Below are 13,393 nucleotides of genomic sequence, written 5' to 3' on the forward strand. Positions count from 1 at the left end.
CCGGCGCGCGCTGTTCCCTTTATTTGGCTTTCCAGGAGAAAGGCGAAGCCTTCTCATAGAGCCAATAGTAGTTATTGGTCATTTGCTTGGTCCGGTAGTACCGGAAACCTGCGGTAGCAAACAACAAAAGTACGATCGTGTCCACGATATAGTATTGCAGGCTGAACATGGTGCCTTCGAACAGCGCATGGTGGACGAAACGGATGCCCAGTCCCAGCAACGCCACGTAGAGGATGAGCCGCGGCATGCCTTCCCAGCTTTCAGCCACGCTCTTGCCCGTGCGCCAGGCGGTCCAGCCGCCGAGCACGCAGCTTATGAAAAGAAACTGCCAGATCGACACTTCTTCGTAGAGAATTCCCTGCATGTCACTTGCTCCAGATGCGGCCGGTCAATGACGGCCGCCTTCGAGATAGGCCGCGCGCACTTCCGGATTGGCGAGGAGTTCCTTGCCGGAACCGCTCATCGTCACCCGGCCGTTCACCATCACGTAGCCGCGGTCCGAAAGCTTGAGCGCGCCGAAGGCGTTCTGCTCGACGAGGAAGACCGTCAGCCCCTCCTCCTTGTTGAGTTTCTTGATCGCTTCGAAGATGCCCTTGACGATCAGCGGTGCGAGACCGAGCGACGGCTCGTCGAGAAGCAAAAGCTTCGGCCGGGCCATCAGCGCGCGGCCGATCGACAGCATCTGCTGCTCACCGCCCGAAAGCGTGCCGCCGCGCTGCGCCTGGCGCTCCTTCAGGCGCGGGAAAAGCGTAAACACCTTTTCCACGTCCTGGTCGAAGTGCTTCAGGTTGTCGAGGCTGGCGCCCATCTGCAGATTTTCGAACACGGTCATGCGCGGGAAGATGCGCCGACCCTCAGGCGATTGCGCAATGCGCAGCCGGGCGATCTCGTGCGTCGGCATGCGGGTGATGTCCTGGCCTTCGAAGAAGACCGAACCGGTGCGCGCCTGCGGGCTGCCGCAGATGGTCATCATCAGCGTCGACTTGCCGGCACCGTTGGCACCGATCAGGCAGACGATTTCACCACGGTGAACTTCGACATCGACCCCGCTGAGCGCCCGGATGTTGCCGTAGTAGGTCTCGACGGCTTTGACTTGGAGAAGTGGCGCCGTCATCAGTGGGTGCCCCCCTGCCCGCCTTCGATTTCCTCGATTTGTTCGATCACCTCTTCAACCTCTTCATCCTCGACACCCAGATAGGCCGCAATGACCCTCGGATCGTTCTTCACGAAATCCGGTGTGCCGTCGGAAATCTTCTGTCCATATTCCAGGACCACCACGTGGTCGGAGATCTCCATGACCACGGACATGTCGTGTTCGATCAAAAGAATCGACGTGCCGGTATCGGCGCGAATGCTTTTCAGCAATTCGTTGAGCGCCAGAGACTCGCGCGGATTGAGACCGGCGGCCGGCTCGTCCAGGCAGAGAAGCTCGGGCCCGGTGCACATGGCACGCGCGATCTCGAGACGGCGCTGGGCGCCATAGGAGAGATCGCCGGCCGGATCGTCCGCACGGTCGATCAGCGACGCCTTTTCCAGCCAGTGCTTGGCAAGTTCGATCGCCTCGTGCGACGCCTGGCGATAGGCCGGGAAGCCGAGCAGACCGAGGAAGGTGTAGCCGGATGCCTGCATCAGCTTGTTGTGCTGCGCGACGAGCAGGTTTTCGAGCACCGTCAGACCGGAGAACATCCGGATGTTCTGGAAGGTACGCGCTACCTTGGCGAGCTTGGTGATCTCGAAGTCGGGCAGACGCTCCAGCAGGTATTCCTTGCCGGCCTTCTGCTTCATCGTGATCATGCCCATCGTCGGCTTGTAGAAGCCGGTGATGCAGTTGAACACCGTGGTCTTGCCCGCTCCGTTCGGGCCGATCAGCGCGGTGATGTCACCGCGATAGGCTTCGAAGGAGAAGTCGTTGATGGCCATGAGACCGCCGAAGCGCATCGACAGGTGCTCAACCTTGAGAATGGGGTCTTTTGTCATTGTCGTTGTCTCGCGGGCCATCAACCGTGCCCTTCCTTGGTGAAGCTGCCGGAGACTGCCTTGCGTTCGTGCAGGAAGGCTGTCGGTTCGCGTGATCCGACGAAGCCGCGCGGCTTCCAGACCATGACGACGACCATGGCCAGGCCAAAGATCAGCATACGGTAGAGTTCAGGTGTGAAGTCCGGTCCGAAGACCATCTTCAGGAAGGAAAGCTCACGCAGGATTTCGGTGCCGCCGATCATGACGGCCGCAGCGACTGCGATGCCGGTAAGCGAGCCCATGCCGCCGAGAACCACGATCGCGAGAATGACCGCGGATTCCAGGAAGACGAAGGATTCGGGCGACACGAAGCCCTGGCGCACCGCGAAGAACGAGCCGGCGATACCGCCGAACATGGCGCCCGTCGCAAATGCGGTGAGCTTGGTCGTCACCGTGTTGATACCGAGCGAGCGGCAGGCGATCTCGTCCTCGCGCAACGCTTCCCAGGCGCGGCCGATCGGCATGCGGCGCAGCCGGATCGTCACATAAGCCGTGAGCAGCGCAAGTGCCAGGATCAGATAGAACAGGAAGATCTTGTAATAGGCCGACGACATCGGCAGGCCCATCATTGCTGCAAAACCGTCCTTCGAGGCATCGAACTTGATGCCGAACAGCGTCGCCTTGGCGATACCGGAGACGCCGAAGGTACCCTTCGTCACTTCGGTCCAGTTGATCAACACCAGTCGGATGATTTCACCGAAGGCGAGCGTCACGATCGCCAGATAGTCACCGCGAAGACGCAAGACCGGGAAGCCGAGAATCATGCCCCAGAAGGCGGCGAGAATGCCGGCGACCGGAAGAAGAACCCAGAAGGACAGGCCGAAATAGGTCGACAGCAGGGCGTAGGAATAGGCGCCGACCGCGTAGAAGGCGACGTAACCCAAGTCCAGCAGGCCAGCGAGGCCGACGACGATGTTGAGCCCCCAGGCCAGCATCACGTAGATCAGGATCTGGATGCCGAAATTGTCGACCCACTTCAGCGAGCCCTGGACGCCGAAGATCGCGACGACGAGCGGCGGATAGATGAGCAGGAACGCAATCGCGAGCTTGGAGAAGTTGCGGCTGAAGAAGGTCTCCTCCTTCACCGCATCGTCGGCCTCGGCCTTGGCGGCCTTGCGCCGAGCCATGGCCGGCTGGACATAGGCAACCATCAGGAAGCGGCCGACGGCAGCGACAATCACGAAGATCGCCAGCAGTCCCCAGCGCTGGTTGAGGATCAGCTCGTTGCGGATGTTCTGGTCGGACTTGAGACCGACGAACAGCACGAAAAGGCCGAGCGAAATCAGGCCCGCGAAGACAGCCTCGCGCAGGGCCCGCGCCGTCACGTCAGTGCCGGCGCTTGCAGTCGTAGAAGCAATGTTTGCCATGGAATTATACCTTCTCGACTTCCGGTCGTCCGAGAATGCCAGACGGCTTGAAGATCAGGACGATGGCGAGAATGGAGAAGGTCGCGACGTCCTTGTAGTCGATGGTGAAATAGGCCGACCAGAGGGACTCGATGAGCCCGATCAACAGTCCGCCGAGAACGGCGCCCGGCAGCGATCCGATGCCGCCGAGAACGGCCGCGGTGAACGCTTTGACGCCAGGCACGAAACCGTCGGTGAAGACGACGACGCCATAATACATCAGATACATCGTGCCGGCGACGGCAGCGAGTGCTGCGCCCATGATGAAGGTCACCGAGATGGTGCGGTCGACGTCAACACCCAGCAGCGCCGCCATCTTCCGGTCCTGTTCGGTCGCGCGCTGGGCGCGGCCGAGCGGCGTCTTGTTGACGATGTACCAGAAGATCGAAAGCAGAGCCGCCGTGATGACGATGATGATGATCTGCTTCAGCGAGATGGTGATGCCGAAGACTTCGTAGACCGAGGAGACGAGCGGCGGGATCGGCTTGTTGCGCGGGCCCTGCGTCACCTGGATGAAGTTCGACAACGCAATCGACATGCCGATCGCCGTGATCAGCGGCGCAAGCCGGAACGAACCGCGCAGCGGCCGATAGGCCACTTTCTCGATCGTCCAGTTCCAGAGACCTGCGGTCAGCATGCCGACGATCATCATCAGCAGGAGAGCAAGTACAACCGGGACGCCCCCGATGAATGTTGTGAGAATAAGAAAGACAATCAAAGCAGCAAAGCCGCCGAGCATGAAGATATCGCCGTGGGCGAAGTTGATCATGCCAATGATGCCGTAGACCATGGTATAACCGATTGCGATCATACCATAAATAGACCCAAGAGTCAGCCCGTTGACGAGCTGCTGGACGAAATACTCCATCAATCTTCCCCTGGACCAGATCCATTACGGTCCGGTCTCTTGTTTTTTGAGCTCATTGTTGAGCGCTGTGTTTGCTCGATTCCATACCTCTTTCAAACGAAAAGGAAAGCTAAAAAACGCGACTTCGCCAAAAACTTCCTCGATAAAATCGATTTGACGCTTTTACAGCCAGAAAAATCAAATCTTTCGCAGCTTTCGCCCGCGAAAGCATCAACTTTAGTCGTAAAAGCGTCGGGTATTCTATGAAGCTTCGACAGCCACTTCGGTCTGCATTACACCTCGAATGCTTAGGCGCGCATGCGCTGACCGTTCGAATCGAACAGCGGATGCGGCTGAAGACGGGCCGGCAGGATCTCACCCAAGAGTTCGATCGACCAGCCATCGCTTCGGTCGGCGATCTCCTTGGGCACGTAGCCCATGGCGACCGAAACCCCACTTGCATGCGCATAGCCGCCCGATGTCACCCAGCCGCGCACGACACCGTCGAGATAGATGGGCTCGTCGCCGATGACGTCCGCATCCCTCGCATCGAGCACGAAGGTCCGCAGCCGCATCGCGCCGCCATCCGCCTTCTCCTTCAAGGCCGCCGCCTTGCCAATGAAATCCGCATCCTTGCCGGTCGCGACGAAACGGCCGAGCCCAGCCTCGACCGGGCCATAGAGCGGACGATATTCGCGCGCCCAGCTGCCGAAGGATTTTTCGACGCGCAATGCATTCAGCGCCCTCAGGCCGAACAAACGGATCCCGGAAGCCGCCCCCTTCTCCATCAGCAGTTCGAAGAGATAACGCTGGTACTCCGGTTTCATCCAGATCTCGTAGCCGAGATCGCCGGTGTAGCTGACGCGGCCGACGAGCGCGGGCGCCATGCCGAGATCCATCCGGCGGATGTCCATGAACGGGAAATCGGCGTCGGAGACATCGAGATGGGTCAGGCTTTCAAGCACATCGCGCGCCTTCGGCCCGGCGATCGACAGGCCGGCCAGCTCCAGCTTCAACGCCTTCAGCGTCACCGAGCCGTCCGCCGGCAGATGCGCCTCGAACCAGCGCATGTGGTAGTCCTCGGCTATGCCGGATCCAACAAGCAGGAAATCCCCCTCTTCGAGCTTGGCAAGGGTGAAGTCGCCGATCAGCTTGCCGTCCTCCTTCAGCATCGGTGCCAATGCCATGCGCCCGACCTCAGGGATGCGGCAGGCAAGCATGCGGTCGAGCCAGGCTTCAGCGCCCTTGCCGGTGATCGCATATTTGGCAAAGCCCGATGTCTCCATCAGGCCGACGCCTTCGCGCACGGCCCGGGCCTCCGCGCCCACCGTCTCAAAGTCGGTCGAACGGCGCCACGAGAAGGCGTCCTTCACGCCTTCGGGTGCAAACCACAGCGGCGTTTCAAGCCCGTAGGACGCGCCGAAGACGGCGCCCGCAGCCTTCAGCCGGTCGTAGATCGGCGTCGTCAACAGAGGCCTTGCCGCCGGCAGCTCCTCGTTCGGATAACGGATCGAGAAGCGACGCGAGTAGTTCTCGCGCACCTTGGCATTGGTATAGGCAAGCGTGGCGAAATCGCCGTAGCGCGAAACGTCCATGGCAAAGACGTCGAAGCCGGGGTCGCCATGGATCATCCAGTTGGCAAGCGCCAGGCCGACGCCGCCACCCTGGCTGAATCCGGCCATGACGGCGCAGGCCGACCAGAAATTCCTCAAGCCCCGCACCGGGCCGACCAGCGGGTTACCGTCCGGCGAGAAGGTGAAAGGACCGTTGATGATCTTCTTGATGCCGGCCTTGTTGAAGGCCGGGAAGTGCCGGAAGCCGACCTCGAGTTCGGGCGAGATACGGTCGATGTCCTCGGCGAGAAGTTCATGGCCGAAGTCCCAGGGCGTCGTGACGGGCGACCACGGACGACACGCCTTCTCATAGGTGCCCATCAGCATGCCGTTCCGCTCCTGGCGGAGATAAATCTCGCCGTCGAAATCGACACAGTGCATCAGCTCCTTGCCGCGCGTCTGGTTGAACTCGATGACCTCGGGCATGTCCTCGGTGATGAGATACATGTGCTCCATAGCGAGCACAGGCAGCTCCAGCCCCACCATGCGCCCCACCTCGCGGGCCCAGAGGCCGGCGGCGTTGACGACGTGTTCGGCGACAATTTCGCCCTGGTTGGTGATCACCCGCCAGCAACCGTCGTCCCGCTGCACCAGGTCCTCGACCTTGGTGTGCAGATAGATCTCCGCACCGTTCTTCTTCGCCGATTTGGCATAGGCATGCGTCGTGCCATAGGGATCGAGATGCCCCTCGACCGGATCGAACACCGCGCCGACGAATTGGTCGGGATCGAGCAGCGGCATCAGGTCGTGCGCTTCCCTGGGTGTCAAAAGCTCGGCTTCGAGCCCCATGTAGCGGCCCTTGGCAAGGATCGATTTCATCCAGTCGAAACGTTCCTTGGTGGCGGCGAGCATCATGCCGGAGGTCATGTGCAGGCCGACATCGTGGCCGGAATACGCCTCGATCTCCTTGTAGAGCTCGACCGTATATTTCTGCAGCTTGGCGACGTTCGGGTCACCGTTGATCGTGTGCATGCCACCGGCCGCGTGCCAGGTGGAGCCGGAGGTGAGTTCCGATCGTTCGAGCAGCACGGCGTCGGTCCAGCCGAATTTCGTCAGGTGATAGAGCACCGAACAACCGACGACACCGCCTCCGATAACGACGACCTTGGCATGGCTTTTCATGCGTACACTCCGTCTCCCCATGCTCCTGTCGGAGGCATGGCCAAATTGTCAGGAAGAAACTCAGGCACGGCGACCGCTTGCTTCAGAGACAGAAGTGCAAGCGGCGAATGATGAAAGCCTAGTCAGAAAGACGGCGCCGATAAAGACACGGCTGCGAAGGACGCTTGTCCATTTCCGCCGTTTGTTGGTGGATGGGCGACCTGTTTGCGGCATTTCATGCCGCATTTGATTTCGACCTGTTGAAGGGGCCGTTTCAATCCGAGAAGGCGGCGGTGAGATCGAAGGCCCGCCCCATCTTCATCAGGTCATCGAAGAGCGATACCGCATAGCTCCGCGGCACGATCAGCTCGAACGTGTCCTCGTCCGTCCGGGCGAGATTGACCGGGATGTGACCGCACAGCGCATTGGTGCTGCCGCCAACCGTGAAGGCTGAGGGATGAAGATCAAGGCCGATGCCCTTGACGAGGATGCTGCGCACGTTCGGGCCGGCGATCCGGAAGACGACGCGCCCATCGCTTTGGTCGACAACATAGGCACCGCCGTCGCAAAGCTCTTCGAGCCAACGTACGAGCCCGCTCGGCGCTTCCACCTCGGAGACGACAAGCCATTCCCCCGGTGCCGAAAACCGCATGGACAAGTCGGACTGTGCGGCGATCGCCTCACGCACGGTCTCCTCCCGGCCGGCGCGCGCAAGAACCGTCGCCATCGTGCGCCAATGCCCGACCATCAGGTGGTCGGCCGCCGGCGACGTGGGTGCCGATCGAAGTTTCTGCTCCAGTGCGTGGCGGTTGTTGTAGTCGCGAACCATCACCGCCTCCTCAGGCCTTCAGCTTTGCATTTTGCGGATCGACGAAGACCGGGTCGCAGACCTCGGCGACGATCTCCTGATCACGCAGCTTGTCGAACACCACGACCTTCTCGCCATAGCGTTCGCGCCCGGATTTCAGGAAGGCGAGCGCGATGGCGTGCCCCAGGACCGGCGAGAAACCGGCCGAGCTGACCCAACCCTGATCGTTCAGCGTCGAGGGCTTGGTCCCCTCCTTCAGAAGATGCGCTCCGGCCCGCATGTCCTTGTCGGCATCGACGGGCTTCAGACCAACGAGCTGCATGCGATCCGCCGCCGTCAGGCCGTAGCGCGTCGACAGGCGCTTGCCGATGAAGTCGGTCTTCTGCATCGAGAGCATTCGGCCGAGGCCGGCATCGTCTGGCGTCACGCGACCGTCGAATTCGGCATGCGTCAGCAGACCCTTCTCCAGCCGCAGCACGTTCAAGGCTTCGACGCCATAGGCACAGATTTCATGCGGCCGGCCGGCCTCCATGATCTGGTCGGCCACCGCCTCGCCATAACCTGCCGGCACCGCCAGTTCGAAAGCCAGCTCCCCGGAGAAGGAAATGCGGAAGAGCCGCGCCGACACGCCGCTTTTCAGGACGATCTTGCGGGCGGACAGGAACGGAAACGCGCCATCGGAAATATCGCCATCGACGATCTGCTGCAGCACCGCGCGCGCTTTCGGACCAGCGATCGCCATCTGCGCCCATTGGTCGGTCGACGAGGTGAAGCGGACTTCGAGTTCCGGCCAGAGCGTCTGGGCGCAATATTCCAGGTGCGCCATGACGGGACCGGCCATCGCCGTCGTCGTGGTGACGAAGAAATGCTCCTCGTCGAAGCGGCTGACCGTACCGTCGTCGAAGACGAAACCGTCTTCGCGCAGCATCAGGCCGTAACGCGCCTTGCCGATCGGCAGCTTCAGGACCGGGTTGCAATAGAGACGGTTGAGGAACTCCGCAGCGTCGGGGCCTAAGACCTCGATCTTGCCGAGGGTCGAGACGTCACAGAGGCCGACATTGGCCCGCACGTTCAAGACTTCGCGATCGACGCTGTCGCGCCAGGTCTTTTCGCCGGCGCGCGGGAACCAGGCGGAACGATGCCAGAGCCCGGCCTCGACGAAGGTCGCGCCATTTTTCATCGCCCAGCCATGCAGCGGCGACTTGCGCGCCGGTGCTGCATGCTCATCGCGCGCCGTGCCGGCAAGTGCACCGAAGGAGACCGGGGTGTAGAACGGCCTGAAGGTGGTGGTGCCGACCTCTGCCGGGCTGACGCCGCGCATGCCGGCAAGGATGCCGACGGCATTGATGTTGGAAAGCTTGCCCTGATCGGTCGCCATGCCGCTGGTCGTGTAGCGCTTGGCGTGCTCGACATGGCCGAAACCTTCGCGCAGCGCCAGGCCGAGATCCTTCGCATGCACGTCGTTCTGGAAATCGACAAAGGCCTTCGATTTGGCGCCCGGCACATACCAGAGCGCTGAAAAGGACGTGGCCTCTTCGCCATCGACGACCGGTGCTGCGGCCGAGCTGGCGCTGAAACCGAGGTCGGCCGCAATCGCTGCGGCCTTCTCCGCACCATCGGACAGGCAGCCCGAGAGCGTGTAGACACCGTTTGCAGCGCCCACGGGACGCAGCCCGCCACCGACATCAGGTGCGACGAAGGCCTTCAATTCCTCCGACCAGACCGGTCTTGCGCCGCGCTGGCAGGCAAGATGCACGACCGGGCTCCAGCCACCGGACATCCCCAGCGCATCGCAGGCGATCAGTTCCTCGAAGCCGGAGCGTTCGACGACGATGCCCTTGAGGCGCTGCCTGCCCTTGGTGTCGACGACGGAAGCCGAGCGGATGACCCGGATGCCATCAGGCGCCTGATCGGCGGATTCCGCTCGGGCGTCGACGATCGCCGCGATGGCGACGCCCTTGGACGCAAGGGCCCGCGCCGTGCGGTACCCGGCGCTGCCGCTGGTAAAGATCGTGATCTGCTTGCCGGCGGCCACACCATAGCGCTCGGCATAGGTGGTCATGGCTCCCGCCATCATCACGCCGGGCCTATCATTGCCGCCGAACACCAGCGGGCGTTCCTCGGCACCGGTTGCCATCAGCGCGCGCTTGGCAACGATGCGCCAGACACGCTCGCTCACGAGCTTCGAAGACGGTTCAGCGACGTGTTTCTGCACGCGTTCAACCGCGCCGAAGACGTTGTCGTCATACCAGCCGAAGACAGTGGTGCGCGAAAGCAGCGTGACATTGGGCAGCGCTTGCAGTTCGGCGACGGTGCGGTCGGCAAAGACCGATGCCGGCGCGCCGTCGACGGTCTCGCCGGTCGCAAGCAGGGAGCCGCCGAGCCGGAAATCCTCGTCGGCGACGATGACCCGAAGGCCGGCGCGGCCGGCCGTCAGTGCTGCCATCAGGCCGGCGGGACCGGCACCGACGACGAGCAGGTCGCAGAACGCCCAGGACTTCTCGTAGCTCTCGGGGTCGCGCTCCAGCACCGCCCGGCCGAGGCCGGCGGCGCGGCGGATGAAGGGTTCGTAGACGCGCTCCCAGAACTGCTTCGGCCACATGAAGGTCTTGTAGTAGAAGCCGGCGCCGAGGAACGGCGAAAGGACGCCGTTGACCGCCCCGACATCGAAGCCGAGAGACGGCCAGCGGTTCTGGCTTTTGGCAGTCAGCCCGCCATAGAGCTCGGCGACGGTCGCCTTGGTGTTGGCATCGGTGCGAGCACCAGAGCCGAGGGTGACGAGCGCGTTGGGTTCGGAGGGCCCGGCGCTGACGATGCCGCGCGGCCGGTGGTATTTGAAGCTGCGGCCGACGAGCAGCTGGTCATTGGCAAGAAGTGCGGAGGCGAGCGTATCGCCGGAAAATCCGCGCAGCGGCCGGCCGTCGAAGGTGAAGCTCAACGTTTTGCTGCGATCGACGAGACCGCCGGAGGAAAGACGATAACTGGTCATCGCGCTGCCCTCCGCGCAAACTCGGCCGCATCGACGACGGAATAGACCTCGTGGGTGGCCGTATCGCGCTCGACCACCAGGAAGCGGCGACAGCCGGCGATGTGATGCCAATGCTCCAACGTGCGCCCACGCGGGTTGGCGCGCACATAGACGTAATCATGCCAGGCCTCGTCCGAATCCATCGGCTCGGGACGGCCGCGCGAGGCGTCGCCGCGGATCACGAATTCTTCCTTCGGTCGGACCCCGCAATGCGGGCAGGTAATCAGGCTTGCCATCGTCTTCCGTGTCCTGAAGCCGCACTCCGGCTTCCTGTTCATTCCATACGAGCCGGCGGGCCGGCCGTGTCCTGTCAGTGAAGGTTGGGCTGCGGGCCGGCGCCGGCCTCGTCGACGGCATAGCCGCGGGCGAAGCGATCGAGCCTCAAGGCGCGCGCCACCGGATGGGTGTCGTTCTTGGCGATCAGGTGGGCGAAGCAGTAGCCGGAAGCCGGCGTCGCCTTGAAACCGCCGTAGCACCAGCCGCAGTTCAAGTAGAGATTGTCGATCGAGGTGCGGTCGATGATCGGCGAGCCGTCCATGCTCATGTCCATGACGCCCCCCCAGGCGCGCAGCACCCGAACGCGCGACAGGCCGGGGATCATCGTCACCCCCTCCTCCATCACGTGCTCGGCGGTCGCCAGATTGCCGCGCTGGGCATAGGACGAATAGCCGTCGATCTCGGCGCCGAAGACGAGGCCGCCCTTGTCCGATTGCGAGATGTAGAAGTGGCCGCCACCATAGACGATCACGTGATCGATGCAGGGCTTCAGCCCCTCGGTCACGAAGGCCTGCAGCACATGGCTTTCCAGCGGCAGCTTCAGATCCGCCATTTCGCCGACGCGCGAGGTGTTGCCGGCCGCCGCCAGCGCCAGCTTGCCGCAGCCGATGAACCCCTTGGTCGTTTCGACGCCGGTGACGACACCGTTTTCGCGGCGAATGCCGGTCACTTCGCAATGCTCGATGATGTCGACACCATGCTGGTCGGCGCCGCGGGCATAGCCCCAAGCGACCGCATCATGCCGCGCGGTACCGGCGCGGCGCTGCAGCAGGCCACCGAGGATCGGATAGCGGGCGTGATCGTAGTTGAGGAAGGGGATCATCTTCTTCAACTGCTCACGCTCGATGAGCTCCGCTGCCACACCTTCCATCCACATGGCATTGCCGCGGCGCACATAGGCATCGCGCTGGCCGTCGCTGTGGTAGAGCATGATGACGCCGCGCTGCGACAGCATCACATTGTAGTTGAGATCCTGCTCCAGCCCCTCCCAGAGCTTCATCGAGAACTCGTAGAAGGGTTCGTTGCCGGGCAGCATGTAGTTGGAGCGCACGATCGTCGTGTTGCGGCCGACATTACCCGAGCCGAGATAGCCCTTTTCCAGGACCGCGACGTTCTTCACGCCGAATTCCTTGGCGAGATAATAGGCGGTCGAGAGCCCATGGCCGCCGCCGCCGACGATGATCACGTCATAGTGGGATTTCGGCTGTGGCTGGCGCCAATGCGGTTTCCAGTTCAGGTTTCCGGAAAGGGCGTTCCTGACAAGCGAGAAGGCGGAATAACGCATGAAGGCATCCAGTTCAGTTGCGCCGGCACATTTGCACAGCCGGAACGCGGAAGCAAAGACGCAAAGCCTCTCGCAATTGCAAAAAGCTTGAGATGCTCCGCCCCGCAGATCAGTTGCGACCACGCGTAAAGAGCCGCCTGCCATGTCAAAAGCATGGCTATAATCTTCCTCTCAATATGCTATGGGCCTGATGACGGACCGAAAGACAGGGCGAATGCTGGAGATACTGCAACAATCGGCAATAACGGCGGGTCGGGCCATTCTCGACATCTACAATGCCGGGCCGGAGGTCACGCACAAGCCTGACTGCTCGCCGGTCACCGATGCCGACACGACGGCCGAACGCATCATCCTGGCAGACCTCGCCTCCGCCTTTCCGGACATCCCCGTGGTCGCCGAGGAAGCGGTGTCCGCCGGCTTCGTGCCGGAGATTTCCGGCAAGTCGTTTTTCCTTGTCGATCCGCTCGACGGCACCAAGGAATTCATCAGCCGCAACGACGACTTCACCGTCAACATCGCGCTGATCGAAAACGGCGCGCCCGTCGCGGGCGTCGTCTACGCCCCGGCGCTTGGAATCCTCTATGCGGCACACCATGGCAAGGCGGTAAAGTCGGTTATTGATGGCAGCTTTCGCCTGACCGAAGAAACGATCATCGGCTGCCGCAGCTGCGGGGATCGCATGGTGGGGCTCGCCAGCCGCTGGCACAACAGCGCCGAGACGATCGACTACCTCGAAAAACACGGCATCGCCGATTACCGGACGGTCGGCTCGTCCTTGAAATTCTGCCTGCTCGCCGAAGGCGTGGCCGACGTCTATCCCCGCTTCAGCCGGACGATGGAATGGGACACCGCCGCTGGCGACGCGATCCTGAGGGCCGCCGGTGGCGAAACGCTGACGATGGATGGCACGCCGCTTACCTACGGCAAGCGCAACCAGAAGGACGACAGCGACTTCGCCAATCCCTGGTTCGTATCGCGCGGCAAGCCCTGAGCAGGTCGCGCAAGGGCTGAGC

The 13,393-nt window shown here is 62.3% G+C and carries 11 protein-coding genes; 1 reads left to right on the plus strand and 10 read right to left on the minus strand.

Going from position 1 to position 13,393, the window contains the following annotated elements; all coding sequences use genetic code 11:
• Positions 1-19: 19 nt before the first annotated feature.
• From ASD01_RS14900 to ASD01_RS14945, 10 genes are all read right to left on the minus strand, one after another.
• Complete coding sequence (locus ASD01_RS14900) at positions 20-364, minus strand: DUF6867 family protein (RefSeq protein ID WP_034798825.1); 345 nt, start codon at positions 362-364, stop codon at positions 20-22.
• 24 nt (positions 365-388) lie between these two features.
• The gene (locus ASD01_RS14905) at positions 389-1,114 is read right to left on the minus strand and encodes an ABC transporter ATP-binding protein (RefSeq protein ID WP_034798827.1); all 726 of its coding nucleotides are present in this window, start codon (positions 1,112-1,114) and stop codon (positions 389-391) included.
• Entirely contained in the window at positions 1,114-1,998 is an 885-nt protein-coding gene (locus tag ASD01_RS14910; protein WP_034798829.1) for an ABC transporter ATP-binding protein, read from the minus strand. Before ASD01_RS14910 ends, ASD01_RS14905 begins: the two co-directional genes overlap by 1 nt.
• Positions 1,998-3,383, minus strand: coding sequence for a high-affinity branched-chain amino acid ABC transporter permease LivM (gene livM / locus ASD01_RS14915; protein WP_034798831.1), 1,386 nt, complete (start codon positions 3,381-3,383; stop codon positions 1,998-2,000). Before livM ends, ASD01_RS14910 begins: the two co-directional genes overlap by 1 nt.
• A gap of 4 nt (positions 3,384-3,387) precedes the next feature.
• On the minus strand, positions 3,388-4,290 hold the full coding sequence (locus tag ASD01_RS14920) for a branched-chain amino acid ABC transporter permease (protein ID WP_034798833.1): 903 nt from the start codon (positions 4,288-4,290) through the stop codon (positions 3,388-3,390).
• A 287-nt stretch (positions 4,291-4,577) separates the two neighbouring features.
• On the minus strand, positions 4,578-7,004 hold the full coding sequence (locus tag ASD01_RS14925) for a GcvT family protein (protein ID WP_034798835.1): 2,427 nt from the start codon (positions 7,002-7,004) through the stop codon (positions 4,578-4,580).
• Positions 7,005-7,257: 253 nt separating this feature from the next.
• A complete protein-coding gene (locus ASD01_RS14930) occupies positions 7,258-7,812 on the minus strand; it encodes a sarcosine oxidase subunit gamma (RefSeq protein ID WP_060528929.1) in 555 nt (184 codons plus the stop codon).
• A gap of 10 nt (positions 7,813-7,822) precedes the next feature.
• Positions 7,823-10,780, minus strand: a complete 2,958-nt coding sequence (locus tag ASD01_RS14935) for a sarcosine oxidase subunit alpha family protein (protein WP_034798840.1) — start codon at positions 10,778-10,780, stop codon at positions 7,823-7,825.
• On the minus strand, positions 10,777-11,055 hold the full coding sequence (locus tag ASD01_RS14940) for a sarcosine oxidase subunit delta (protein WP_034798842.1): 279 nt from the start codon (positions 11,053-11,055) through the stop codon (positions 10,777-10,779). The genes ASD01_RS14935 and ASD01_RS14940 overlap by 4 nt, the downstream gene beginning before the upstream one ends.
• Positions 11,056-11,129: 74 nt before the next feature.
• Positions 11,130-12,380, minus strand: coding sequence for a sarcosine oxidase subunit beta family protein (locus ASD01_RS14945; RefSeq protein WP_034798844.1), 1,251 nt, complete (start codon positions 12,378-12,380; stop codon positions 11,130-11,132).
• A gap of 214 nt (positions 12,381-12,594) precedes the next feature.
• Here ASD01_RS14945 and cysQ point away from each other — a divergent pair, with 214 nt between their 5' ends.
• Positions 12,595-13,371, plus strand: a complete 777-nt coding sequence (cysQ, locus tag ASD01_RS14950) for a 3'(2'),5'-bisphosphate nucleotidase CysQ (protein ID WP_034798846.1) — start codon at positions 12,595-12,597, stop codon at positions 13,369-13,371.
• Positions 13,372-13,393: the final 22 nt, after the last annotated feature.

Origin of the sequence: Ensifer sp. Root423 (assembly GCF_001426275.1) — a bacterium.
GTDB lineage: Bacteria > Pseudomonadota > Alphaproteobacteria > Rhizobiales > Rhizobiaceae > Ensifer > Ensifer adhaerens.

Coding starts and splice junctions, on each gene's coding strand:
- ASD01_RS14900 (WP_034798825.1), bottom strand. CDS start 364: ATGCAGGGAATTCTCTACGAAGAAGTGTCGATCTGGCAGTTTCTTTTC.
- ASD01_RS14905 (WP_034798827.1), bottom strand. CDS start 1,114: ATGACGGCGCCACTTCTCCAAGTCAAAGCCGTCGAGACCTACTACGGC.
- ASD01_RS14910 (WP_034798829.1), bottom strand. CDS start 1,998: ATGGCCCGCGAGACAACGACAATGACAAAAGACCCCATTCTCAAGGTT.
- livM (WP_034798831.1), bottom strand. CDS start 3,383: ATGGCAAACATTGCTTCTACGACTGCAAGCGCCGGCACTGACGTGACG.
- ASD01_RS14920 (WP_034798833.1), bottom strand. CDS start 4,290: ATGGAGTATTTCGTCCAGCAGCTCGTCAACGGGCTGACTCTTGGGTCT.
- ASD01_RS14925 (WP_034798835.1), bottom strand. CDS start 7,004: ATGAAAAGCCATGCCAAGGTCGTCGTTATCGGAGGCGGTGTCGTCGGT.
- ASD01_RS14930 (WP_060528929.1), bottom strand. CDS start 7,812: ATGGTTCGCGACTACAACAACCGCCACGCACTGGAGCAGAAACTTCGA.
- ASD01_RS14935 (WP_034798840.1), bottom strand. CDS start 10,780: ATGACCAGTTATCGTCTTTCCTCCGGCGGTCTCGTCGATCGCAGCAAA.
- ASD01_RS14940 (WP_034798842.1), bottom strand. CDS start 11,055: ATGGCAAGCCTGATTACCTGCCCGCATTGCGGGGTCCGACCGAAGGAA.
- ASD01_RS14945 (WP_034798844.1), bottom strand. CDS start 12,380: ATGCGTTATTCCGCCTTCTCGCTTGTCAGGAACGCCCTTTCCGGAAAC.
- cysQ (WP_034798846.1), top strand. CDS start 12,595: ATGCTGGAGATACTGCAACAATCGGCAATAACGGCGGGTCGGGCCATT.